Below are 23,824 nucleotides of genomic sequence, written 5' to 3'. Positions count from 1 at the left end.
GGGCGGCACGCCGTGTACGAGGCCGATGACGCGATGAACCACGCCGTGGGCGGCGGGCGGATCCCGCATGTCCCGGGCTTCGGCCCGCACCGGCGCCGGCAGCGGCATGAGCACGGGTGCGGGCCCGGCGCCGAGCCCGGGGCGGCAGCGGCGGCCGATGAGCCGTCGCCGAAGGAGCAGGGAAAGGCGTTGCGGGCGCGCGTGCCGCGGTCCTCGCACCAGGCGCTGACCCTGCCGCACGGGAGGCCGGACGCGCTCCGGGCCGTCGAGGAGTCCGGCCGGGGCCGGGTCCCCGAGCTGACGCCGATACGCGTAGGCAGGATGGCCGCCTCGCCCTTCGCCTTCCTCCGCGGCTCGGCCGGCCTCATGGCGCACGACCTGACCGGCACACCGGTCACCGGGGTGGGCGCGCAGATATGCGGCGACGCCCACGCGGGGAACTTCGGTCTGTACGGCGACGCGCGGGGCCGTCTTGTCATCGACCTGAACGACTTCGACGAGACCGTCGTAGGCCCCTGGGAGTGGGATCTCAAGCGGCTCGCGGTCTCGCTGGTGCTGGCGGGCCGGGTGACCGGAGCGGACGAGACACTGTGCCGGGCAGCCGCCCACGACGCGGTCGGAGCGTACCGGCGCACCATGCGGCTGCTGGCGAAGCTCCCCGCGCTGGACGCCTGGAACGCCATCGCCGATGAGGAGCTCGTCTCGCACACCGACGCCCGGGATCTGCTCGGCACGCTGGAACGCGTCTCGCAGAAGGCCCGCAACAACACCAGCGCGCGGTTCGCCGCCAAGTCGACACGGCGCACCGAGGACGGCGGCCGCCGGTTCGTGGACGCCCCGCCGGTGCTGCGGCGGGTGCCCGACGAGGAGGCCGCCGCCGTCGCCTCGGCGCTGGGAGGCTATCTGGACACCGTCTCCGAGGACCGGCTTCCACTGCTCGCCCGGTACGCGATACACGATGTGGCGTTCCGCGTCGTGGGCACGGGCAGCGTCGGGACCAGGTCCTATGTGGTGTTGCTGCTCGACCACCGGGGCGAGCCGCTGGTGCTCCAGGTCAAGGAGGCGCACGCCTCGGCGCTGCTGCCGTATCTGCCCGCCGCGGGCTTCGAGGCGCCACGGGTGGACCACGAGGGACGCCGTGTCGTCCTCGGGCAGAAGCGGATGCAGGTCGTCAGCGACATCCTGCTGGGCTGGACGACGGTCGCGGGGCGGCCGTTCCAGGTGCGCCAGTTCCGCAACCGCAAGGGCAGCGTGGACCCGGCCGCGCTCACCCCCGACCAGCTCGACGACTACGGCCGGATGACCGGCGCTCTGCTCGCCCGGGCCCATGCCCACAGCGCCGACCCGCGCCTGATAGCCGGCTACTGCGGCAAGAGCGAAGAGCTGGACGCGGCCGTGGAGGCCTTCGCGGTCACCTACGCGGACCGCACGGAAGCCGACCACACGTCCCTGGTGACCGCGATCAAGACTGGCCGCATCGCGGCCGAGCTGGGTGTGTGAGGCTCACCGAGGCAGCGGCGTGCAGGCGGGAGGGGCGGGGGGAGAGCCCCAGGGGTGTCGGTGGGGTGTGACCCCGGGCGGGGGGCGGTCGTAGGGTGGGCGGGTGACTCAGGATGTGCCCGGTGGGCCGGCGGCCCGGAACGACGACCATGAGGCCCGCCCCGGGCCCGAGGCCCGGCTGGAGAAGGCGGTGCGCGCGGCCGAGCAGGCGCTGATCGAGTTCGAGATCGCGCTCGAGACGTTCCGTGTGGAGGTGGAGAACTTCTCCCGTCTCCACCATCAGAAGCTCGGCCCCGTCTATGCGCGCCTGGACGAACTGGATGCGCAGATCGCGGAGGCCCGTGCGGAGCGCAGCGGCAATCCCGAGGATCTGCGCAAGGCGCAGGAGGCGCGGGCCATGGTGCTGCCGATGCCCGGCGTCGATGAGCTGTTCCATGACTGGATGGACTCCGACGGCATGTCCCCCGAGGCCACGGCGATGCTGAACGACCAGCCGGTTCGGGCGCCGAAGCGGGTGCGGCCCAGTGAGGAGGCGCGCAAGCTCTATCGGGAGCTGGCGCGCAAGGCGCATCCGGATCTGGCCCAGGACGACAGGGAGCGGGGGCGGCGCGAGGAGTTCATCACCCGGGTGAACGCCGCATACGCCCTGGGCGATGAGTCTCGGCTGCGTGAGCTGGCCGAGGAGTGGGCGGCTGGGCCGGCGCCCGCGGCGCAGCAGCTGAGCGAGAGCGAAGAGCTGTATGCGCGGCTGGAGTGGCTGGCGCGGCGCAAGGAGTTGCTGAAGGCGGTCGCCCAGGAGCTGGAGGAGAGCGCGATCGGCTCGATGCTGCGGCTGGCTCCCGAGGACCCCGACAAGCTGCTGAACGAGATCGCCGAGCAGCTTCTCGCGCAGGTGGCCGAGCGGGAGGCGGAGCTGTCCTCCCTGGTGCAGTAGCGTTTCCCGGTGAACATCGCGGCCCGCCCTCCCCGGTCCGCACGAGCTGTACGAGAGAAGGCATCGACCATGAACTTCGCCCCGCTGCCCTCCGTGGACGCCGCGGCGGTGCCGTCCGACGCCCTGGTGCTGGACGTCCGGGAGCACGACGAGTGGGCGGCCGGTCATGTCGAGGGCGCTGTCCATGTGCCGATGAGCGACTTCGTCGCCCGCTTCGGCGAGGTGACCGACGCGCTGGCGGAGGGCCGCCGGGCCTTTGTGATGTGCCGGGTCGGCGGCCGGTCCGCGCAGGTCACCCAGTATCTGGTGCAGCAGGGCTTTGACGCGGTGAACATCGACGGGGGCATGCTCGCCTGGGAGGGCGCCGGACGCGCCATGGTCACGGACACCGGCGAGTCAGCCTTCGTGCTGTAGTCCGCTGCGCGCCGTAGTCCGTCGTAGCGTCCGGGGACTCAGCCGAGCGGGTGCGCGGCCAGCAGGTCGCCGAGAGTCTCCTCGTGGGCGGCTGCCGGGCCGAGGGAGAGCTCGAGCTGCTTGGCCCAGGCGTGGTAGCGGTGGAGCGCATAGTCGGTGTCCGCTCCGAAGCCGCCGTGCAGGTGCTGCGCCGTCTGGACGACCCGGCGCACGCCTTCCGAGGCCCAGATCTTCGCCACGGCCACGTCGCCCGCCACCGGCAGCGGCCCTCCGACGGCCGGTCCCCGATGCGGTGCGGACAACCGCCAGGCGGCCTGCCAGAGCGTCGCCTCCATCGCCCGCAGATCGACATAGCGGTCAGCGGCCTGGACGGCGACCGCCTGGAACGTGGCGATCGGATGGCCGAACTGCTCGCGTTTGCCGGTGTAGGCGCTGGTCATCGCCAGCACGCTCTCGCCGAGTCCGAGGGCGAGCGCGCAGGTTCCGGTGGTGAGCAATAGGCGCAGCCACTCCCAGGCCCCGTCGGCGTCGATCAGCTCATGGGCCTCGGCCCGTACGGCGTCGAGAGTGAGCTCCGCGTACCGCTCGCCGCTGGTGGAGAACTGTTCCGCAAGGGTGAGGCCCTCCCGGTCCCGCGGGATGAGGGCAAGAACGGCGCGCCCTTCGCCGTTGTGCGCGGGCACGGCGATGCGGTCCGCAAAGTGCGCCCAGGGCACGGCGGTCTGGACGCCGTCGAGCAGTCCGCCCGATGCGCCCGCGGGGTCCTGGCGGACGGTGACGGCCAGTTCGGCGGGGTCATGGCCGGTGCGGCCGCCGGCCGCGGCCGTGAGGACCAGTTCGCCGCGGCCGGCCGCCCGGAGGACGTCCCTGCGCAGCCCGGGTGCGCCGTAGCGTTCCACTGCCATGGCGACCCCACTGGTCTCCAGCAGCGGTACACGCGCCAGGACCCTCGCCGACTCGCGCAGCACCAGGCAGAGGGCTAGCGGATCGAGCCCTGCCCCGCCGTGGTCCGGTGACAGCACCAGGCCGAGCAGATCGGCCGCGGCCAGCTTCGCCCACAGGGGGCGGTCGAAGTCGTCGGCGACCGCGCCGGGGGTGAGCGCGGGGCTGGGCACCGCGTCCGCCCGGACGCCGGAGAAGACCGCCCGTGCCGCTTCGACTGCCGCCTGCTGCTCCTCGGTGAAGGTGAAGTCCACAGCCGTCCTCCCACGCCCAGAGAATCTGACGGACCGTCAAGATAGAGCAGCGCGTGGGAAAAGAACATGCCTCAGCGGTCGAAGTCCAGCTCCACGTCCGATGTCGCCGGGTGGGACTGGCAGGCCAGCACATATCCGGCCTCGGTCTCGTCCGGTTCCAGGGCGAAGTTGCGGTCCATCCGCACCTCGCCGGAGACCAGGAACGCCCTGCAGGTGCCGCAGACGCCGCCCTTGCAGGCGTAGGGCGCGTCGGAACGGCTGCGGAGCACCGTCTCCAGAAGTGTCTCCCCTTCCTGGACGGGCCAGGTGCCCGACCGCCCGTCGAGGGTTGCGGTCAGCGTGGCATGCGCCGGAGCGGCCGCAGCGGCGGGAGTCGGCCCCCGGCCGTCGTCGACGTGGAAGATCTCATGGTGGATGTGGTGCCGGTCCACGCCGAGGTCCTGCAGGGCCGCTTCGGCGCTCTGCACCAGCCCGAAGGGCCCGCACAGATACCAGCCGTCCATGTCCGCCGCCGGGAGCAGCGCGGGCAGCAGCGCCGTCAGCCGCTCCTTGTCGAGCCGTCCGGACGGCAGCCCGGACTGCTGCTCTTCCCGGGAGAGCACGGTGATCAGTTGGAAGCGGTCCGGGTAGCGGTCCTTGAGGTCGGCGACTTCCTCCAGGAACATCGTCGAGGCGGCCGTCCGGTCGCTGCGTATCAGGCAGAAGCGCGCGTCCGGCTCCTGCGCGAGGACGGTTGCGGCCATGGACAGCACGGGTGTGATGCCGCTGCCGCCGACGATCGCGGCGAAGTGGCCGGGCCTGGGGGCGAGGAGGAAGTGGCCCATCGGGGGCATCACCTCGACGGTGTCGCCGACGGCCAGTTCCTTGAGGGCGTAGGTCGAGAATTCGCCGCCCTCGACGAGCCGGATGCCGACGCGGAGCACCGGATCGACGCCCGAGGGGGCTGCCGGGGCGCAGATGGAGTATGTGCGCCGGATCTCTTCGCCGTTCACCGTGCGGCGCAGGGCGAGGTGCTGGCCGGGGGTGTGCCGGAAGGCGTCCCGCAGCTCGGGAGGCACCTCGAAGGTGACGGCCACGGAGTCATCGGTGAGCGGTTCGACCGCGCTGACCCGGAGCGGATGGAACATCTACAGCTCCTTGAAGTGGTCGAAGGGCTCGCGGCAGGACGCGCAGCGGCGCAGCGCCTTGCAGGCGGTGGAGGAGAAGCGGCTGAGCAGTTCGGTGTCGGTGGATCCGCAGTGCGGGCAGCGCACGGAGAGCGCGACCGGCACGGGGCCCTCGGAGGTGTGGGGGCGGGGCGGGGCGATGCCGAACTCGGCCAGCTTGCGCCTCCCTTCCGCGCTGATGTCGTCGGTCGACCAGGCCGGGGAGAGGACGGTGACGACCGAGACGTCCGCCATTCCGCGATTGTGCAGGACACTCTCGATGTCGGCGGCCATGGTCTCGATGGCCGGGCAGCCGGTGTAGGTGGGCGTCAGCTCGACCTCGACCCGGCCGGTGTCGTGGAGGTGCACCCCGCGCAGCACTCCGAGCTCTTCGAGGGTCAGCACAGGCAGCTCGGGGTCGGGGACCGAGCCGGCGAGTCGGCGCAGCTCTGTCTCCAGCGGCGTCTCGGCCGCAGGGAGGCTCTTCGCGGCGGCCGCGCCGGTCGCGGCGGGTCCGGCGGTCTCCGGGGCGGGGGTTCTGGTCACCATGACGCCCCCGGGTGGCTGCGGTGCAGATGCTGCATCTCGGCCAGCATCCGTCCGAAGGGTTCGGTGTGCAGGCCCTGCCGGCCTGCGCCCGCGGACCAGGCGCCCGACTGCGGCCCGGTCGGCATGGTCAGCGTGGCCCGGCCGAGGACATCGGCCGTGGCCGACAGCCATGCGTCCCGAAGGGCCTGCCAGTCGACGTCGAGTCCCTCGACCGGCTGGAACATCTCGCCGGTGTACCGCCACAGCGCCTGGCAGGCGCGCTGCATCCGCTCATGGCTCTCGGGCGTGCCGTCGCCGAGCCGGAGGGTCCAGTGCTCGGCGTGGTCCTGGTGGTAGGCGACCTCTTTGACCGCCTTGGCGGCGAGGGCGGCCAGCTCGCCGTCGCCGGCCGCGAGGCGCTCGTACAGCAGCCGCTGGTAGACGGAGAAGTAGAGCTGCCGGGCGATGGTGTGGGCGAAGTCGCCGTTGGGCTGTTCGACGAGCTGGAGGTTGCGGAAGTCCCGCTCCTCGCGGAGGTACGCCAACTCGTCCTCGTCGCCGGCCAGGCCGAGCAGGACGCGTGCCTGCCCCAGCAGGTCCAGCGCGATGTTTGCGAGGGCGACTTCCTCTTCCAGCACTGGCGCATGGCCCGCCCACTCCCCCAGCCGGTGGGAGAGCACCAGGGCGTCGTCACCGAGCGCCAGGGCCGCCGCGTGTGCGGCGCCGGTCGCGGCCGAGGGTCCGGTCACAGGTGCTTCACCCCTTCCGGGATCTCGTAGAAGGTGGGGTGCCGATAGGGCTTGTCGGCGGCCGGTTCAAAGAACGGGTCCTTCTCGTCGGGGGAGGAGGCGGTGATTGCGGTGGACGGGACGACCCAGATCGAGACGCCTTCGCTGCGCCGGGTGTACAGATCCCGGGCGTTGCGCAGCGCCATCGCGGCGTCCGGGGCGTGCAGGCTGCCCGCATGGGTGTGGGAGAGCCCGCGGCGGGAGCGGACGAAGACCTCCCACAGCGGCCAGTCGGTGGAGCTGCTCATGCCGTCGCCTTCCCGTCCGTCTGTGCGTGCTGCGTGTGCTGTGCGCTGTGCTTGGCGGCGTACGCGGCCGCTGCCTCGCGGACCCAGGCGCCCTCCTCATGGGCGCGGCGGCGCTGGGTGATGCGCTGTTCGTTGCAGGGGCCGTTGCCCTTGAGGACTTCCTGGAACTCGGTCCAGTCGATCGCGCCGAAGTCGTAGTGGCCCCGCTCCTCGTTCCACGCCAGATCGGGGTCCGGGAGGGTGAGGCCGAGCGTCTCGGCCTGCGGGACGCAGATGTCCACGAAGCGCTGGCGCAGCTCGTCGTTCGAATGGCGCTTGATCTTCCAGGCCATGGACTGGGCGGAGTGCGCGGAGGCGTCGTCGGGCGGGCCGAACATCATCAGCGACGGCCACCACCAGCGGTTCACCGCGTCCTGCGCCATCTCGCGCTGGGCGGCGGTGCCGCGGGAGAGGGTGAGCAGCAGCTCGTAGCCCTGGCGCTGGTGGAAGGACTCCTCCTTGCAGATGCGGACCATCGCCCGGGCATAGGGCCCGTAGGAGCAGCGGCAGAGGGGGACCTGGTTGGTGATCGCCGCGCCGTCCACCAGCCAACCGATCGCTCCGACGTCGGCCCAGGTCAGCGTCGGATAGTTGAAGATCGACGAGTACCGCTGGCGGCCCGCGTGGAGCTTGTCGAGCAGCTCGTCGCGGCCGGTGCCGAGCGTCTCCGCGGCGCTGTACAGATACAGGCCGTGGCCGGCTTCGTCCTGCACCTTCGCCATCAGGATCGCCTTGCGGCGCAGCGAGGGCGCGCGTGTGATCCAGTTGGCCTCCGGCTGCATGCCGATGATCTCGGAGTGCGCGTGCTGCGCCATCTGGCGGATCAGCGTGGTCCGGTAGGCGTCCGGCATCCAGTCGCGAGGCTCAATGCGCTCGTCGGCGGCCACGGCGGCTTCGAACGCCGCCTCGGGCGAAGCCCCCTCATACGCGTCTGTCGTCACCGTCGAAGTCACTGCCGTCATACCGGCCCCCTACCGACCGATCGTTCGGTTCATTGGCTTCAATGGTGAGTCGGCGGCCCGTAAGGTGTCAACCCTGTGGATAACTGAGGCGGACCGATGGGGACGGGGCGGATGGACTCCTTTGAGCGCGAGGACGCCGGAGCCGGGGGGCCAAGCCCCGGGAACGCACCGGTCCGCGACTCCGTGCCCGAGCACCTTCCGCGACAGACACGGCAGACGGCACAGCCCTGGTCCCCGTCCGAGCCCGGATCTCCCGAGCCCGGATCTCCCGAGCCCGGATCTCCCGAGCCCGGATCCCCCGAGCCCGGATCCCCGGCCGCGTCCGGCTCCTCCTCCGGGCCGGGACACCGGCTCCAGCCCGCCGGCCCGCCCCAGGCGCCCGCCCCGTTGGGCCGACCGGGCGACGAAGGTCCACTCGGCGACGGCGACAGCGGTTCCCGCGGCCGCGGCATCGCGGGCCTGTCTCTTCCGTACCAGGTGGCCGCGGCGCTCTCCCTCGCCCTCATCGGCGCCCTCGCCTGCGTCCACCTGGGCATGGTGTTCCTGCATGTCGCCCCGTCCAACACCGTGACCAAGCAGCACGGCGAGGCGGTCGACTGGTGGGTCTACCCGGAGTTCGAGCAGAACTGGAAGCTGTTCGCCCCCAATCCGCTGCAGCAGAACGTCGCCGTACAGGTGCGTGCGGAGTACACCGCTGCCGACGGCAGCCGCCGGAGCACGGACTGGATCGATCTGTCCGCCGAGGACGGCGCGGCCATCCAGGGCAGTCTGCTCCCCAGCCATGTCCACCAGAACATGCTCCGCAGGGCCTGGGACTTCTATGTCACCTCCCACGACGGCGACAACCGGCCCAACGGCGTCCGCGGGCAGCTCTCCGAGCGCTATGTCCGCCGCATCGCGGTTGCGCGGCTGATGGAGCGCGACCTGGGCGGCCCCGTCGAGCGCATCCAGCTGCGCTCGGCCACCAGCGCCGTCGACCCCCCTGGGTGGAGTGACGAGAAGATCGACGTCAAGCCCGTCCACCGGGTGCTCCCCTGGTGGACGATCACCGTCGCCGACCTGCCCGAAGACGCCGCCCGCGACCGCGCGGAGGCAGAGCGGTGAGGCGGGGGAACGGGTTCGACCGCAAGGTGGCGGACGCCCTCCAGAGGATCACGGCCGCCGCCCTCGGGCCGTACCAGAGCGCCGTCGTCCGGATCGGTTTCGCCGGCGCCTGGCTGTGCTTCCTGGTGCGGGAGCTGCCGCACCGCCAGGAGCTCTACGGCCCCGACAGCCCATGGGCCTGGGACATGGCACGCCGCCTCGTCGCGGGCAACGACGCCTTCACCGTGCTCGTCTGGGGCGACGGGGTCCTCTGGTTCGAGTGCGTGTACGCCCTCTCCGTCGCATCCAGCCTGCTGCTGATGCTGGGCTGGCGCACCCGGGCCATGTCCGCGCTGTTCATGGTGGGTGTGCTGTCGCTGCAGAATCGCTCCATCTTCATGGGGGACGGCGGCGACAACGTCATCCATCTGATGGCGCTCTATCTGGTCTTCACCCGCTGTGCGCAAGTCTGGTCGCTGGACGCGCGGCGCGCGGCGCGGGCCGCCCGGGCGGGGGACGGAGCGGCATCCCGGGACCGGACCGGGCCCGTGCTGTGGTGCCTGCTGGGCTTCGGTCTGCTGGTCGGCACTTTCCTCAGCCTCTCGCACCGGCCGGGCCTCCTCGTACCGCTGCTGCTGTGGGTGCTGTGGCTGGCGCAGGGGCTGTGGTGGGCGGTGAGCCGGTACGCCGCGCGCAGCCAGTCGCACACCCTCCTCGATGTGATCGCCAATCTGGTGCACAACACCGCTCTGGTCGTGATCATGGCCGAGGTCTGTGTGATCTACGCGACGGCCGGCTGGTACAAGGTCCAGGGCTCGCGCTGGCAGGACGGGACCGCGCTGTACTACCCGCTCAAGCTGGACTACTTCACCCCTTGGCCTGGGCTGTCCGAGCTGCTGGCGGCCAGTGGCACGATGGTGATGCTGCTGACCTACGGCACGGTGATCGTGCAGGTCGCGTTCCCCTTCACCCTCTTCAACCGGCGGGTGAAGAACGTCCTGCTGGTGGTGATGATGGTGGAGCATGCGGCCATCGCCGTGGTGCTCGGGCTTCCGTTCTTCTCGCTGGCGATGATCGCTGCGGACGCCGTCTTCCTGCCGACCGCCTTCCTGGTCTGGCTGGGCGCCGCAGCCGCCCGGGGACGGGCCCGGCTGCGGCCGCGCGGGCGGGGCCGGGAGGCTCCGCGGCAGCACGAGCAGCACACCGCGCACCGTACGCTCGTCGGGTGAGCACTGCCGAGAAGCCCATACGGGACGAGCCGCTGCCGGACGAGCCGCTCCAGTACGACGAGGGGTACGGCTCCGAGGTCGGCGTCGGGCCCCATCCGCAGCCCTGGCCGCGGCAGGAGCGGTACGACCCCCGGCTGCTGGCGGAAGGGGACCGGCGCAATGTCGTCGACCGGTACCGGTACTGGACGCGTGAGGCCATCGTCGCGGACCTCGACACCCGGCGGCACGACTTCCATGTCGCCGTCGAGAACTGGAGCCATGACTTCAACATCGGCTCGGTCGTGCGTACTGCCAACGCCTTCCTTGCGAAGGAGATCCACATCGTCGGCCGCAGGCGATGGAACCGGCGCGGCGCCATGGTGACCGACCGCTACCAGCATGTCCGCCACCACCCGGACTCCGCGGCGCTGACCGTCTGGGCAGGGGCCGAAGGGCTGCCCATCATCGGGATCGACAATCTGCCCGGCTCGGTGCCTCTCGAGGTCACAGAGCTGCCGCGGCGCTGTGTGCTGCTCTTCGGGCAGGAAGGGCCCGGGCTGACGGCCGAGGCCCGCCGCCACGCCGCCATGGTGTGCTCGATCGCCCAGTTCGGCTCGACCCGCTCGATCAACGCGGGGGCGGCTGCGGCGATCGCGATGCACGCCTGGGTGCAGCGGCACGCACAGATTCCGCCCGCTTCTTAGCCGCTGCCGCCCGGGGGGCGGATGCACGGGTGTGACTCCATGGCTGAACTGCTCGTTTGTCCGGGCGGGTGGCCAAGGGGGCCGCATGTTCCGATGCCGCCCCCGGGAGGAGCGCCGATGTTGGCGGAACAGGCTCTGCTGGGCTCGCGGGCCCTGCGCGCCGCGCTGTGTGCGCGGCGGGATGTGCTCGACGAGGTGAAGCGGCTGCCGCTGCTGCCGGACCGGGAGCATACGACGGCGTCGATGCTCGCCGACTACTTCGAAGTGGACACGGTGCTGCTGCACCGGGTGGTCCGCCGGCACGCCGGGGAGCTGCGGAGCAACGGCTACCGACAGCTGAGGGGAGGCGAGCTGCGCGACTTCCTCACCGCGAACCTGCCCGGCCGGCGCATGGCCGGGCGGCTCCTCGGCGTGTTCACTCCCCAGGCCGCGCTGGTGCTCGCGATGCTCCTCGCGGACAGCGGTGTGGCGCATGCGGTGCGGCTGCGGCTGCTGGGGCCGCTCTCCGCACCCGGCGCCGTCTCCCCGGCGACGCGGCGCGCCCCGAAGCCGCCGCCGCAGCAGCAGCCACAGCCGCTCGTGCCGGCGGACGGGGCCGCCCAGCCGGCACGGCAGGAGCCCCGGCACTCCAGAACGCCGAAGACGGCGGTCGGCCGCCTCGCCGATGCCGTGCCCCTTCGCCGCGCCGGGCCGCCGAGGGGCGGCACGGCCCGCCGCTGACTCTCGGCGTGCCCTCGGTCGCGCCTCCGGTCGTCCGTCGAAGTCGGGCTGTTCATCGGCCCGACTTCGACGGGCCGTTCATCGGCCGACGGCGGGGCAGCCGGGCCGTCCGCGCAGGGCCGGTCGGTGCAGCCCCGCAGGTCGGCCCGCACCGGGTGCAGCGCGGTGCCCGCCCGGTGGATCGGCCGGGCCCATCGGGCCCGGCGGGCCCAGGCCATGCCGCTGGGACGCATGCGGGCGGGCGGCGGTCGGCTCAGGCCTGGCGGCGGATCTCCACCATGCGGAAGCGGTTGGAGACGAACGCGCCGTCGCACAGCGCGGCGTTCGCCGCCGGATTGCCCCCGGAGCCGTGGAAGTCGGAGAACGCGGCCGTCTGGTTGACGTACACCCCGCCGGTCAGGTTGAGGGACAGCTGGGCCGACTCCTCCAGGCAGACCTCCTCGACCGCCTGCTCCACCTCGGGGGAGGTCGTGTACGCGCCGACCGTCATCGCGCCCTTGTCGCGGATCGTGCGCCGCAGCAACTCCAGGGCGTCGGAGGTGGAGTCCACCGAGACCGCGAAGGACACCGGGCCGAAGCACTCCGACATATAGGCGGCCTCGGCGTCCGGCTTGGAGCCGTCGAGCTTGACGATGACGGGGGTGCGCACCACCGCGTCCGGGAAGTCCGGGTTGACGACCTCGCGCGAGGGCAGGGCGACCTCGCCCAGTCCCGCCGCGGCCTCCAGACGCGCTTTGACGTCCGGGTTGACCAGCGCGCCCAGCAGGGCGTTCGCCCGGACGTCGTCGCCCAGCAGCCCCTTCACCGCGCCGGCGAGGTCGGCCACCACCTCGTCATAGCTCCTGGGGCCCGCGTCCGTGGCGATGCCGTCCCTCGGGATGAGCACATTCTGCGGTGTGGTGCACATCTGACCGCTGTAGAGGGAGAGCGAGAAGGCCAGATTGGCCAGCATGCCCTTGTAGTCGTCGGTGGAGTCGACCACGACGGTGTTGACCCCGGCCTTCTCCGTGTAGACCTGCGCCTGGCGGGCGTTGGCCTCCAGCCAGTCGCCGAAGGCGGTCGAGCCCGTGTAGTCGATGATCCTGATCTCGGGGCGCACCGCCAGGGTCTTGGCGATGCCCTCGCCGGGGCGTTCGACGGCCAGGCAGACCAGGTTCGGGTCAAACCCCGCTTCGGCGAGCACCTCGCGGCACACGCGCACGGTGAGGGCGAGCGGCAGCACGGCGCGCGGGTGCGGCTTGACCAGGACCGGGTTGCCCGTGGCCAGGGAGGCGAACAGGCCCGGGTAGCCGTTCCACGTGGGGAAGGTGTTGCAGCCGATGAGCAGGGAGATGCCACGCCCCGCGGCGGTGAACTTCTTGCGCAGCTCCAGCGGGTCCCGCTTGCCCTGGGGCTTGGACCAGTCGGCCGCGGCGGGGGTGCGGGTCTGCTCCTCGTACGCGTACGCCACGGCTTCCAGGCCGCGGTCCTGGGCGTGCGGGCCGCCGGCCTGGAACGCCATCATGAAGGCCTGGCCGCTGGTGTGCATCACGGCGTGCGAGAACTCATGGGTGCGGGCGCTGATCCTGGCGAGGATCTCCACACACACCAGGGCGCGGGTCTCAGGGCCCGCCTCGCGCCAGGCGGCCATGCCGGCGCGCATGGCGGGCAGCAGCACGTCCACGTCCGCGTGGGGGTACTCGATGCCCAGCTCCGGGCCGTACGGCGACACCTCACCGCCCGTCCAGCCGTCGACGCCCGGCTGGTCGAGCTCGAAGCGGGAGCCCTTGAGGGCCTCGAACGCGGCCAGCCCCTCGGCGGGCGCGCTCTCCCCGTATGCCTTGGGGTGCTCGGGGTGCGGGGACCAGTAGGCACGGGTGCGGATCGCTTCGAGGGCCTGGTCGAGCGTGGGCCGGCGGGTCTCGGTCAGCTGCATTGCGGACCAACTCCTCGTCGAGCTGGGCAGGGAACGGATGACAGAGTTAGAGTAACCGAACGATCGGTCGGTACAAGGGGGCCTGGCGAAGCTGTGGAAAACTCATCGGGGAGGATCGCTCCCATGACCGCCATCGACGCCAACGGGCGAGACGCAGCCGCGCGAGATGCCGTCGGCCCCGGCGATGTCGTCGCCGTCGTCGGCACGGGCACCATGGGCCAGGGCATCGCCCAGGTCGCCCTGGTCGCCGGGCACCCTGTCCGCCTTCACGACGCCGTCCCCGGCCGCGCCCAGGAGGCCGCGAAGGGCATCTCCGCCCGTCTGGACCGGCTCGTGGAGAAAGGCCGGATGGAGCCGTCGCAGCGGGACGCCGCCCTGAAGCGGCTGCACCCCGCCGCGGAGCTCGCCGAGCTCGCGGACGCCGCGCTCGTCGTCGAGGCGGTGCTGGAGCGGCTCGACGTCAAGCAGGCGTTGTTCACCGCCCTCGAAGAGATCGTCTCCCGCGACTGTCTGCTGGCCACCAACACCTCCTCTCTCTCCGTGACCGCCGTGGCCGGAGCGCTGAAGCACCCCGGACGCTTCGTCGGGCTGCACTTCTTCAACCCCGCCCCGCTCCTTCCGCTGGTGGAGGTCGTCAGCGGTCACGCGACCCACGAGGCGGCTGCCGCCCGCGCCCGCGCGACCGTGGCGGCCTGGGGGAAAACCCCGGTGAGCTGCGCGGATCTGCCCGGCTTCATCGTCAACCGGATCGCCCGCCCCTTCTACGCCGAGGCCCTGCGCATCCACGAGGAGCGCGCCGCCGACCCGGCCACCGTCGACGCCGTGCTCCGGGAGTCGGGCGGCTTCGCCATGGGGCCCTTCGAGCTGACGGACCTGATCGGCCAGGACGTCAACGAGGCCGTCACACGCTCCGTCTGGGAGTCGTTCTTCCAGGACCCCAAGTTCACGCCGTCGCTCGCCCAGCGCCGCCTCGTCGAGTCGGGCAGGCTGGGCCGCAAGACCGGCCGGGGCTGGTTCCCGTACGGCTCCGAGGCCACCGCGCCCTCCCCCCGTACGGCTCCGCCCGCTCCCGCGCCCGGCTCCGTCACCGTCCACGGCGACCTGGCCCAGGCGGCAGCCCTGCCCGGCCTCGTCGAGGAGGCGGGCATCGCCGTCGTCCGCGGCGAGGGAGCCGGCGAGACCCGCCCGGGGTGGATCGAGCTGCCCGGCGGCGCCCGCCTCTGCCTGGCCGACGGGACCGCGGCAGGCGAGGCGGAGACGGCGGTGATCCACTTCGATCTCGCCCTCGACTACGCCCGATCCGGACGTATCGCCCTGGCTCCCGCCCCGACGGTCGGCGACGCCGCCCTGAGGGAGGCGGTCGGCCTTTTCCAGGCGCTCGGCAAGCAGGTCAGCGTGGTCGCCGGCATCCCCGGGCTGATCGTCGCCCGGACCGTCGCGATGCTCGTCGACTTCGCCCTCGACGCCGCCGCACGCGACGTGGCCTCCGCGGACGACATCGACACGGCGATGCGGCTCGGCGTCAACTATCCGCGCGGCCCCCTCGCCTGGGGCGAGGAGATCGGCCTGGACTGGGTCCTCACCGTTCTCGACGGGCTCCACAAGGCCTGCCCGACGGGGCGCTACGCCCCCTCGCAGGCGCTGCGCGGGAGGGCGGCCGCCGAGCGTGCGGCGGCGCGGAAGAGCAGGCAGGAGGACGCCTCATGACCACCCCCAGGCGCGATACGTACACCCCGGAGACGCTGCTGGGCGTCGCCGTGCAGATCTTCAACGAGCGCGGCTACGACGGCACGTCCATGGAGCACCTCTCCAAGGCCGCAGGCATCTCCAAGTCCTCCATCTACCACCACGTCTCGGGCAAGGAGGAGTTGCTGCGCCGCGCCGTCAGCCGGGCTCTGGACGCGCTGTTCGCGATCCTCGACGAGCCCGGGGCCCAGCGCGGGCGGACGATCGAGCAGGTCGAGCACGTCACCCGGCGCACCGTCGAGGTGCTGATGGCGGAACTGCCCTATGTGACGCTGCTGCTGCGGGTGCGCGGCAACACGCAGACCGAACGGTGGGCGATGGAGCGCCGCCGTGAGTTCGACCACCGCGTGGCCGATCTGCTGAAGGCCGCCGCAGCGGACGGCGATCTGCGTGCCGACGTCGACCCCAAGCTGGCGACCAGGCTGCTGTTCGGCATGGTCAACTCCCTGGTGGAGTGGTACCGGCCGCACCCCGGTACAGGCCACGACGAGAACCAGGTCGCCGAGGCGGTCGTGCGGCTGGCCTTCGACGGGTTGCGCGCGGACGCCTCGTAACGCCGCCCGCCGACCCCGGACTGCGGCGCCGGCGGGCAGGCGCGGGCCTCAGGAGTCGCGCAGCGGGTCCCCGGCCGAGCCGGGGCCGGGGTCGAGGTCCGTCTCCTCGAAGACCAGCAGTGTGCGGGTCGACAGCACCTCCGGGATGGACTGGAGCCGGGTCAGGACCAGTTCGCGCAGGGTGCGGTTGTCCGGGGTGTGCACCAGCAGCAGTACGTCGAAGTCACCGCTGACCAGGGCGATGTGCGCGGCTCCCGGAAGCGCCTGCAGCTGCTCGCGCACGGTGCGCCAGGAATTCTGAACGATCTTGAGCGTGATGTAGGCGGACGCGCCCTGGCCCGCGCGCTCATGGTTGACCCGGGCGCTGAAGCCGCGGATGACTCCGTCGTCCATGAGCCGGTTGATCCGTGCGTAGGCGTTCGCCCGCGACACATGGACCCGGTCGGCGACGGAGCGTATCGATGCTCTGCCGTCGGTCTGCAGGATGCGCAGGATGTCCCGGTCGATCGAGTCGAGCGGACGTGCCGGGGGCAGCTGCTCCATACGGTCCCCGCCCTCGGCCATTTGTTCAGCTGGCATGTCCCCCCGCCTCTCTCGTATGGACGACCTGTCTCCATGAGAGGCTGTGGAGAACCGTTTGTCCACAGGCTTGCGTCGCCTGTAGCCAAAATGCGCCCACGACCGAACAATCGGTTGGTGAGGCACGCCACACTCCCCGTGCCGCTTCGTCGTCGCCCCCACGAGGAGGTGCTCGCGTTGAGAAAGAGCAGCATGTCGGTGCAGGAGCTGCCCGGCGCCACTGCCTACCGGCCCACCCCGCCACCGGCGTGGCAGCCCCGTACGGACCCCGCCCCGCTGCTGCCGGACCCGGAGCCGTACCGGGTGCTGGGCACCCAGGCCGCGGGCGCCGTCGACCCCGAGCTGCTGCGCAGGCTCTACCGCGAGCTGGTGCGCGGCCGCCGGTACAACGCTCAGGCGACGGCCCTGACGAAGCAGGGCCGGCTGGCCGTCTACCCGTCCAGCACCGGCCAGGAGGCCTGCGAGGTGGCCGCCGCGCTGGCCCTCGAAGAGCGCGACTGGCTCTTTCCCAGCTACCGCGACACGCTCGCGGCCGTCGCCCGCGGCCTCGATCCGGTGCAGGCCCTCACGCTGCTGCGCGGCGACTGGCACACCGGATACGACCCCCGCGAGCACCGCATAGCTCCGCTGTGCACCCCTCTCGCCACCCAGCTGCCGCATGCCGTGGGGCTGGCCCACGCGGCCCGGCTCAAGGGGGACGACGTGGTCGCCCTCGCCATGGTCGGGGACGGCGGCACCAGCGAGGGCGACTTCCACGAGGCGCTGAACTTCGCCGCCGTATGGCAGGCCCCGGTCGTCTTCCTGGTGCAGAACAACGGCTTCGCGATCTCGGTGCCGCTGGCCAAGCAGACAGCCGCACCCTCGCTCGCCCACAAGGCCGTGGGCTACGGCATGCCCGGCCGTCTGGTCGACGGGAACGACGCGGCAGCCGTGCACGAGGTCCTCGCCGACGCCGTCGCCCGAGCCAGGCGCGGCGGCGGGCCGACGCTCATCGAGGCCGTGACCTACCGCATCGACGCCCACACCAACGCCGACGACGCCACGCGCTACCGGGGTGAGAGCGAGGTCGAGACCTGGCGGGCGCACGATCCGATCCGGCTGCTGGAACGGGAGCTGACCGAACGGGGTCTCATCGACGACGACGGCGTCAAGGCGGCGGCCGACGCCGCGGAGACGATGGCGGCCACGCTGCGTGAGCGGATGAACGCCGACCCGGTGCTGGACCCGATGGACCTGTTCGAGCACGTCTACGCCGAGCAGACCGCTCAGCTGCGCGAACAGGCGGCCCAGCTGCGGGCGGAGCTCGACGCCGAAGGAGAGACCCGATGAGCACGGCCGCTGTGCAGCAGCCGGCCGGCGTCAGGCCGGCGACCATGGCGCAGGCCCTGCAGCGCGCCATGCGCGACGCGATGGCCGAGGACCCGTCCGTCCATGTGCTGGGCGAGGACGTCGGCACGCTCGGCGGGGTCTTCCGGGTCACGGACGGTCTCGCCGCGGAGTTCGGCGACGACCGCTGCACGGACACGCCGCTCGCGGAGGCGGGCATCCTCGGCACGGCCGTGGGGATGGCGATGTACGGGCTGCGGCCGGTGGTGGAGATGCAGTTCGACGCCTTCGCCTATCCGGCGTTCGAGCAGCTGATCAGCCATGTGGCGCGGATGCGCAACCGCACCCGCGGCGGGATGCCGCTGCCGATCACGGTACGCGTCCCGTACGGCGGAGGGATCGGCGGAGTCGAGCACCACAGCGACTCGTCGGAGGCGTACTACATGGCGACTCCGGGGCTCCACGTCGTCACGCCCGCGACCGTCGAGGACGCCTACGGGCTGCTGCGCGAGGCCATCGCCTCGGACGACCCGGTCGTCTTCCTGGAGCCCAAGCGGCTGTACTGGTCCAAGGCCCCGTGGTCGCCCGACGCTCCGGCTGCGGTCGAGCCGATAGGGCGCGCCGCGGTCCGGCGCACCGGCCGCAGCGCCACACTCATCACCTACGGCCCCTCCGTGCAGGTCTGCATGGAGGCCGCCGAGGCCGCCACGGCCGAGGGCTGGGACCTCGAGGTCGTCGATCTGCGCTCGCTCGTCCCCTTCGACGACGAGACGGTCTGCGCATCCGTGCGCCGCACGGGACGTGCCGTGGTGGTGCACGAGTCCACCGGCTTCGGCGGGCCGGGCGGGGAGATCGCCGCCCGGGTCACCGAGCGCTGCTTCCACCATCTTGAGGCTCCGGTGCTGCGGGTGGCCGGCTTCGACATCCCGTATCCGCCGCCGATGCTGGAGCGGCACCACCTGCCCGGAGTGGACCGGGTCCTGGACGCGGTCGCCCGGCTGCAGTGGGAGGCGGAGAGCTGATGGCCCAGGTGCTCGAATTCAGGCTCCCCGATCTCGGGGAGGGCCTCACAGAAGCGGAGATCGTCCGCTGGCTGGTGGCTGTGGGCGACGTCGTCACGGTCGACCAGCCGGTCGTCGAGGTCGAGACGGCCAAGGCGATGGTGGAGGTGCCCTGTCCGTACGGGGGCGTGGTCACCGCGCGCTTCGGCGAGGAGGGGGCCGAACTGCCCGTCGGCGCCCCGCTGCTGACGGTTGCGGTGGGGGCGGGGGACGACGCGGGCAGCGCCGGCGGACCGGCCGGATCCTCCGACGCTGCCGGCGCCTCCGGCGAGCCGTCTGGTGAATCGTCCGGCAACGTCCTCGTCGGGTACGGCACCGGAGCGCCCGCCGCCCGCCGTCGGCGCATCCGCCCCGCGCACCAGGGTGCGGGAGTCGCCGCCCGGCCGGACAGCGGCGGCCGCGCCGTGGCCTCGGCGCAGGCGGCCGCGAGTCCCGGGACCCGCGATGGCTCGACCGGCGTCGCCGCGCCGCAGGGGACGACTGTGCGCATCGACGGCGGACGCCCGCGGACGCGCCCCGAGGCCGACGGGCCCGTGCCCGTCATCTCGCCCCTCGTACGCAGGCTGGCCCGGGAGAACGGGCTGGATCTGCGGCAGCTGACCGGATCCGGGCCCGATGGACTGATCATGCGGGCCGACGTCGAGAGCGCGCTGCGGGCCGCAGAGAGCGTGCCCGAGCCGGCTGCCGCCGCAGCCTCCGGGGCTGCCGTGCCGCGCACCGTCGCACAGGGCGCGGAGCGCATTCCGCTGCGCGGAGTGCGCGGAGCCGTGGCGGACAAGCTGTCGCGCAGCAGGCAGGAGATCCCCGACGCCACCTGCTGGGTCGACGCGGACGCCACGGAGCTGATGGCCGCGCGGGCCGCGATGAACGGCGCGGGCGGACCGAAGATCTCGGTGCTCGCCCTGCTCGCCCGGATCTGCACGGCGGCGCTTGCCCGCTACCCCGAGCTGAACTCCACCGTCGACCTCCAGGCACGGGAGATCGTGCGGCTGCCCGAGGTGCACCTCGGTTTCGCGGCGCAGACGGAGCGCGGCCTCGTCGTCCCCGTCGTCAAGGACGCACACGACCGCTCTGCCGAGTCGCTGACCGAGGAGTTCGCGCGGCTGACGCAGGCGGCCCGGGAGGGCACGCTCACTCCGGCCGACCTCACGGGCGGGACGTTCACGCTCAACAACTACGGCGTATTCGGGGTGGACGGCTCCACGCCGATCATCAACCACCCCGAGGCGGCGATGCTCGGAGTCGGCCGGATCGTGCCCAAGCCCTGGGTGCACCGCGGCGAGCTGGCCGTTCGCCAAGTCGTCCAGCTGTCCTTGACGTTCGACCACCGCGTGTGCGACGGCGGGACCGCCGGAGGGTTCCTGCGGTATGTGGCCGACTGCGTGGAACAGCCCTCCGTGCTGCTGCGCACGCTGTAGCTCACAGCCCGCCTGCGGGCTGTGAGAGATCCACAGGGGGTCCACGGCGGGGCGATCGGGGACCATACTTGTCGGGGTGACCGTCAACGCCTCGCACCCCGTGTCCCCCGTGCCCCCCGCGTATGACGCCGTCGTCCTCGCCGGAGGCGCGGCCAGGCGGCTCGGCGGCGTGGACAAACCGGCCGTGAGCGTGGGCGGGCGCGCTCTCCTGGACCGGGTGCTGACCGCGTGCCGGGGAGCAGGGCGCACCGTCGTCGTAGGCGGGCGCAGGGCCACGGCCCGCCCCGTGCTCTGGACGCGGGAGGAGCCGCCCGGCGGCGGCCCGCTTGCCGCGCTCGCCGCCGGGGTGCGGCGTACGGAGGCCGAGGTGGTGCTGGTGCTCTCCGCCGATCTGCCCTTCCTCGGTGCGGAAACGGTACGGCGGCTGCTCGACGCCTTGGGGTCGAGCGGGCGCGAGGGGGCGCTCCTCACCGATCCCGAGGGGCGTGACCAGCCACTGGCGGCCGTCTACCGCGCGGAGCCGCTCCGCCGGGAGATAGCCCTGCTCGCCGCCGAACACGGGCATCTCTCCGGGCTTCCGCTGCGTCTGTTGACTCAGGAGCTTCATCTCGCCCGGATCGACGCCGAGTCGTCGGCCTCCTTCGACTGCGACACCTGGGAGGACGTTGCCGCAGCCCGGGCCCGCATCAGGGAGCATGGGAGCGTGCTGGACCAATGGATCACCGCAGTCAAGGACGAGCTGGACGTCGAACTCGACGTCGATGTGAAGGCTCTGCTCGACCTCGCCCGTGACGCCGCGCACGGCGTCGCCCGCCCCGCTGCTCCGCTCACCACGTTCCTGGTGGGATATGCGGCGGCCCAGGCGGGCGACGGCAGTGCGCAGGCGGTCGCGGAGGCTGTGCGCAAGGCCGCCGCACTCGCCGCACGGTGGGCGGCCGAGACCGCCGAGACCGCCGAGAGCGCAGAGGGTGCCGAGACCGCCGAGAGCGCGGAGGGTGCAGAGGGTGCGGCAGGCCGTGAGAGCGGGGCCGACGCAGGATGACCGGGAACGACCACAGGAACCGTGCCGACGCCGGGCACGGCGAGGGCGCCGGGGCCCGGGACGTACGAGGCGACAGCGCAGCCCCGGACGCGCCTGAGGATGCCCACGACGCAGCTCGGAACGTCGCTCACGAGGCAGCTCAGGACGTCGCCGAGGACGCTGCCCGCGATGCCGCCCAGGACGTCTCCCAGGACATCGACGGCGTCGCCGACGCCCTCGCACTCGTCGGCCGGAACGCACAGCAGCCCGGACGGCCCGGACGGCCCGGACAGTCCGGACGGCTCGGACGGCCCGGACAGCAGGGCCCGCCGGGCGATGCGGGCCGCACAGGACACACGGCGCGGGAACAGGGCCACGGAGCCGCCCGAGGCGTTCCTGGCGGCTCCGGCGGGCACCAGGCCACCCCGTGGCCCGACGCCCGTGCCCTCGCCGCCAGGCTCGGGCGCAGCGCCCCGCCCCGCACCCGTCGAACGGCCCTGGACCAAGCGCTCGGGCAGGTGCTCGCCGAGCCGCTGCCCGCGCTCTGCGACCTGCCGTCGTTCGACACCTCCGCCATGGACGGCTGGGCGGTCGCAGGTCCGGGCCCCTGGACCGTCCGCGAAGGGGACTCGGTCCTCGCGGGCCAGGACACCGGACGTGCGCCTGCACTGCCCGACGGCTCCGCCGTGCGCATCGCGACCGGGGCCCGCATCCCCCACGACGCCACTGCCGTGATCCGCAGTGAGCATGCCCGCATCGGACCTGGCAAGCGGCAGCTGCACGCCCTGCGTCCGGTGGTTCCCGGGCAGGACATCCGGCCCCGCGGCCAGGAGTGCCGCATCGGCGATCAGCTGCTGTCGGCCGGCGCCGCCGTCACCCCCGCCGTGGTGGGGCTGGCCGCCGCCGCGGGGTACGACGCGCTGCCCCTTGTGCCCCGGCCCCGTGTCGAGGTGCTCGTCCTCGGCGATGAGCTGCTCAGCTCCGGACTCCCCCGCGACGGGCTGATCCGCGATGCGCTGGGGCCCATGCTCGGTCCCTGGCTGCGGACCCTGGGTGCCGAGGTGACGGCCGCCCGCCGCCTCGGCGATGACGCGGAGGCTCTTCACGAGGCGGTCATGGGCTCCGCGGCGGACCTGGTGCTCACCACGGGCGGCACCGCCGCCGGCCCCGTCGACCATGTCCACCCCGTCCTGCGGAAGGCCGGCGCGGAGCTGCTGGTGGACTCCGTCGCCGTACGCCCCGGGCATCCCATGCTGCTGGCCCGCCTCACCGCGTCCGGCGACGCCGGTGGGCGGGCCCGCTATCTGGTGGGGCTGCCGGGGAACCCGCTGGCCGCCGTCTCCGGGCTGCTGACACTCGCCGAACCGCTGCTCCGGGGGCTGGCCGGCCGCCCCGCCTCCCTCCCGTACAGTGCTCCCGTCCGTGACGCGGTGCATGGACATCCGTACGACACCCGGCTGGTGCCCGTCGTCCACCGGGACGACCGGTTGGTGCCGTTGCACTACAACGGGCCGGCCATGCTGCGGGGCATCGCGGGTGCGGACGGGCTGGCCGTGGTCAGGCCGGGCGGTGCGCGTCCGGGAGACTTGCTGGAGGTCCTCGACCTGCCCTGGACGGCCGGGACCGGCGAAGGAGGGTGTTTCACGTGAAACTTCCCGGTCAGGACGCCATGGCCCGGCAGGCGGAAGAGCGACTGATCACCAGTCGGGTGAAACTCCCCCGCCGGGTTGTCGAGCAGCCGCTTCGGCAGGTTGCCAAGCGGCTGCTGATGGCTCTCGGCGTCCTTATGCTGACCGTGCTGATCACCTGGATCGACCGGGACGGCTACACCGACAGCGCAGACGGCTCCCTCGACTTCCTCGACTGCGTCTACTACGCGACGGTCACGCTCTCCACCACCGGCTACGGGGACATCGCGCCCGTCAGCGAGGCGGCGAGGCTCACCAATGTGCTGTTGGTGACTCCGCTGCGCGTGCTTTTTCTGATCATTCTGGTCGGCACCACTCTTGAGGTCCTCACCGAGCGGACCCGGGAGGAATGGCGGCTGAACCGCTGGAGGCAGCGCTTGCGAGATCACACGGTGATCGTCGGATTCGGCACCAAGGGCCGTTCGGCGATCAGGACGTTGACGGCCACAGGGCTGAAGAAGGAACAGATCATCGTCGTCGACCCCAGCAGCAAGGTGATCGACACGGCGAACGCCGAAGGGTACGTCGGCGTCATCGGGGATGCGACACGCAGTGATGTGCTGCTGCGCGCCGAGGTGCAGAAGGCGCGTCAGATCGTGATCGCCACACAGCGGGATGACACGGCGGTGCTGGTCGCCCTGACGGCACGTCAGCTCAACCGCGGGGCGAAGATCGTCGCGGCGGTGCGGGAAGAGGAGAACGCGCCGCTGCTGCGCCAGTCCGGGGCGGACGCGGTCATCACCAGCGCGAGCGCGGCGGGCCGGCTGCTGGGCCTGTCGGTGCTGAGCCCCAGTGCGGGCACGCTGATGGAGGATCTCATCCAGCAGGGCAGCGGACTCGATCTTGTGGAACGGCCGGTGATAAAGGCCGAAGTGGGCCGGAGCGTACGGGAGACGGACGATCTGGTGGTGAGCGTGCTCAGAGGCCACCGGCTGCTGGGCTACGACGATCCGGCGGCCAGTCCCCTGCAGCTCACGGACCGCCTGATCACGATTGTGCGCGCCGCGAACGACACGACCGTGGAGCCGCAAGAGTAGCCTCGCCGCC

General features: G+C 72.3%; 23 protein-coding genes. 15 read left to right on the top strand and 8 right to left on the bottom strand.

Annotated features, from left to right (window positions below):
• Window positions 1-33: 33 nt before the first annotated feature.
• The 3 genes from QCN29_RS20020 (at window position 34) to QCN29_RS20010 (ending at window position 2,848) form a co-directional block, all read left to right on the top strand.
• A complete protein-coding gene (locus QCN29_RS20020) occupies window positions 34-1,500 on the top strand; it encodes a DUF2252 domain-containing protein (RefSeq protein ID WP_279929754.1) in 1,467 nt (488 codons plus the stop codon).
• Between the two features lie 103 nt (window positions 1,501-1,603).
• Window positions 1,604-2,434: a J domain-containing protein gene (locus QCN29_RS20015; RefSeq protein WP_279929734.1), complete on the top strand. Its 831-nt coding sequence runs from the start codon at window positions 1,604-1,606 to the stop codon at window positions 2,432-2,434.
• Between the two features lie 69 nt (window positions 2,435-2,503).
• Complete coding sequence (locus QCN29_RS20010; RefSeq protein ID WP_240137082.1) at window positions 2,504-2,848, top strand: rhodanese-like domain-containing protein; 345 nt, start codon at window positions 2,504-2,506, stop codon at window positions 2,846-2,848.
• A 38-nt stretch (window positions 2,849-2,886) separates the two neighbouring features.
• Here the strand turns inward: QCN29_RS20010 and QCN29_RS20005 are convergent, their stop codons facing one another.
• The 6 genes from QCN29_RS20005 to paaA all read right to left on the bottom strand — a co-directional run bounded on the left by QCN29_RS20005 (window position 2,887) and on the right by paaA (window position 7,754).
• Complete coding sequence (locus QCN29_RS20005; protein WP_279929732.1) at window positions 2,887-4,044, bottom strand: acyl-CoA dehydrogenase family protein; 1,158 nt, start codon at window positions 4,042-4,044, stop codon at window positions 2,887-2,889.
• Between the two features lie 71 nt (window positions 4,045-4,115).
• Window positions 4,116-5,171: a 2Fe-2S iron-sulfur cluster-binding protein gene (locus QCN29_RS20000; RefSeq protein ID WP_279929730.1), complete on the bottom strand. Its 1,056-nt coding sequence runs from the start codon at window positions 5,169-5,171 to the stop codon at window positions 4,116-4,118.
• A complete protein-coding gene (gene paaD / locus QCN29_RS19995; protein ID WP_279929729.1) occupies window positions 5,172-5,738 on the bottom strand; it encodes a 1,2-phenylacetyl-CoA epoxidase subunit PaaD in 567 nt (188 codons plus the stop codon). It abuts the gene before it with no gap.
• Entirely contained in the window at window positions 5,732-6,466 is a 735-nt protein-coding gene (paaC, locus tag QCN29_RS19990; RefSeq protein ID WP_279929728.1) for a 1,2-phenylacetyl-CoA epoxidase subunit PaaC, read from the bottom strand. The genes paaD and paaC overlap by 7 nt, the downstream gene beginning before the upstream one ends.
• Window positions 6,463-6,753, bottom strand: a complete 291-nt coding sequence (gene paaB, locus QCN29_RS19985) for a 1,2-phenylacetyl-CoA epoxidase subunit PaaB (RefSeq protein WP_279929727.1) — start codon at window positions 6,751-6,753, stop codon at window positions 6,463-6,465. Before paaB ends, paaC begins: the two co-directional genes overlap by 4 nt.
• Complete coding sequence (paaA, locus tag QCN29_RS19980; protein ID WP_279929726.1) at window positions 6,750-7,754, bottom strand: 1,2-phenylacetyl-CoA epoxidase subunit PaaA; 1,005 nt, start codon at window positions 7,752-7,754, stop codon at window positions 6,750-6,752. Before paaA ends, paaB begins: the two co-directional genes overlap by 4 nt.
• 111 nt (window positions 7,755-7,865) lie before the next feature.
• Between paaA and QCN29_RS19975 the strand changes: the two genes are divergently transcribed.
• From QCN29_RS19975 to QCN29_RS19960, 4 genes are all read left to right on the top strand, one after another.
• Window positions 7,866-8,858 carry a DUF5819 family protein gene (locus QCN29_RS19975; protein ID WP_398859526.1) on the top strand — a complete coding sequence of 331 codons (993 nt, stop codon included), beginning with the start codon at window positions 7,866-7,868 and terminating at the stop codon, window positions 8,856-8,858.
• The gene (locus tag QCN29_RS19970; RefSeq protein WP_279929722.1) at window positions 8,855-10,066 is read left to right on the top strand and encodes an HTTM domain-containing protein; all 1,212 of its coding nucleotides are present in this window, start codon (window positions 8,855-8,857) and stop codon (window positions 10,064-10,066) included. Before QCN29_RS19975 ends, QCN29_RS19970 begins: the two co-directional genes overlap by 4 nt.
• Complete coding sequence (locus tag QCN29_RS19965; RefSeq protein WP_279929720.1) at window positions 10,063-10,749, top strand: TrmH family RNA methyltransferase; 687 nt, start codon at window positions 10,063-10,065, stop codon at window positions 10,747-10,749. Before QCN29_RS19970 ends, QCN29_RS19965 begins: the two co-directional genes overlap by 4 nt.
• 117 nt (window positions 10,750-10,866) lie before the next feature.
• Window positions 10,867-11,469 (top strand): hypothetical protein, encoded by a 603-nt coding sequence (locus tag QCN29_RS19960; protein ID WP_279929719.1) that lies wholly within the window; start codon window positions 10,867-10,869, stop codon window positions 11,467-11,469.
• A 253-nt stretch (window positions 11,470-11,722) separates the two neighbouring features.
• Here QCN29_RS19960 and paaN read toward each other — a convergent pair whose 3' ends face one another.
• Entirely contained in the window at window positions 11,723-13,384 is a 1,662-nt protein-coding gene (gene paaN, locus QCN29_RS19955; protein WP_279929718.1) for a phenylacetic acid degradation protein PaaN, read from the bottom strand.
• A 123-nt stretch (window positions 13,385-13,507) separates the two neighbouring features.
• Here paaN and QCN29_RS19950 point away from each other — a divergent pair, with 123 nt between their 5' ends.
• Together QCN29_RS19950 and QCN29_RS19945 are read left to right on the top strand one after the other, a co-directional pair.
• A complete protein-coding gene (locus QCN29_RS19950; protein WP_279929716.1) occupies window positions 13,508-15,091 on the top strand; it encodes a 3-hydroxyacyl-CoA dehydrogenase in 1,584 nt (527 codons plus the stop codon).
• Window positions 15,088-15,684, top strand: a complete 597-nt coding sequence (locus QCN29_RS19945; protein WP_240137070.1) for a TetR/AcrR family transcriptional regulator — start codon at window positions 15,088-15,090, stop codon at window positions 15,682-15,684. The genes QCN29_RS19950 and QCN29_RS19945 overlap by 4 nt, the downstream gene beginning before the upstream one ends.
• A gap of 48 nt (window positions 15,685-15,732) precedes the next feature.
• On the opposite strand, the gene QCN29_RS19940 is transcribed toward QCN29_RS19945, so the two are convergent.
• Complete coding sequence (locus tag QCN29_RS19940; protein WP_240137094.1) at window positions 15,733-16,248, bottom strand: Lrp/AsnC family transcriptional regulator; 516 nt, start codon at window positions 16,246-16,248, stop codon at window positions 15,733-15,735.
• A 207-nt stretch (window positions 16,249-16,455) separates the two neighbouring features.
• On the opposite strand from QCN29_RS19940, the gene pdhA reads away from it, so the two are divergent.
• The 6 genes from pdhA (at window position 16,456) to QCN29_RS19910 (ending at window position 23,814) form a co-directional block, all read left to right on the top strand.
• Entirely contained in the window at window positions 16,456-17,592 is a 1,137-nt protein-coding gene (pdhA, locus tag QCN29_RS19935) for a pyruvate dehydrogenase (acetyl-transferring) E1 component subunit alpha (protein WP_279929752.1), read from the top strand.
• The gene (locus QCN29_RS19930) at window positions 17,589-18,611 is read left to right on the top strand and encodes an alpha-ketoacid dehydrogenase subunit beta (protein WP_279929715.1); all 1,023 of its coding nucleotides are present in this window, start codon (window positions 17,589-17,591) and stop codon (window positions 18,609-18,611) included. Before pdhA ends, QCN29_RS19930 begins: the two co-directional genes overlap by 4 nt.
• Window positions 18,611-20,068: a dihydrolipoamide acetyltransferase family protein gene (locus tag QCN29_RS19925; protein WP_279929713.1), complete on the top strand. Its 1,458-nt coding sequence runs from the start codon at window positions 18,611-18,613 to the stop codon at window positions 20,066-20,068. The genes QCN29_RS19930 and QCN29_RS19925 overlap by 1 nt, the downstream gene beginning before the upstream one ends.
• Window positions 20,069-20,144: 76 nt before the next feature.
• Window positions 20,145-21,110, top strand: coding sequence for an NTP transferase domain-containing protein (locus QCN29_RS19920; RefSeq protein WP_279929712.1), 966 nt, complete (start codon window positions 20,145-20,147; stop codon window positions 21,108-21,110).
• Entirely contained in the window at window positions 21,107-22,738 is a 1,632-nt protein-coding gene (locus QCN29_RS19915; protein ID WP_279929711.1) for a molybdopterin molybdotransferase MoeA, read from the top strand. Before QCN29_RS19920 ends, QCN29_RS19915 begins: the two co-directional genes overlap by 4 nt.
• On the top strand, window positions 22,735-23,814 hold the full coding sequence (locus QCN29_RS19910) for a potassium channel family protein (RefSeq protein ID WP_398859521.1): 1,080 nt from the start codon (window positions 22,735-22,737) through the stop codon (window positions 23,812-23,814). Before QCN29_RS19915 ends, QCN29_RS19910 begins: the two co-directional genes overlap by 4 nt.
• Window positions 23,815-23,824: the final 10 nt, after the last annotated feature.

This window comes from Streptomyces chengmaiensis (genome assembly GCF_029846775.1).
GTDB classification, from domain to species: domain Bacteria; phylum Actinomycetota; class Actinomycetes; order Streptomycetales; family Streptomycetaceae; genus Streptomyces; species Streptomyces chengmaiensis.
Note: the sequence above shows the minus strand (reverse complement) of the source record. Positions and strands in the feature narration are given on the sequence as shown.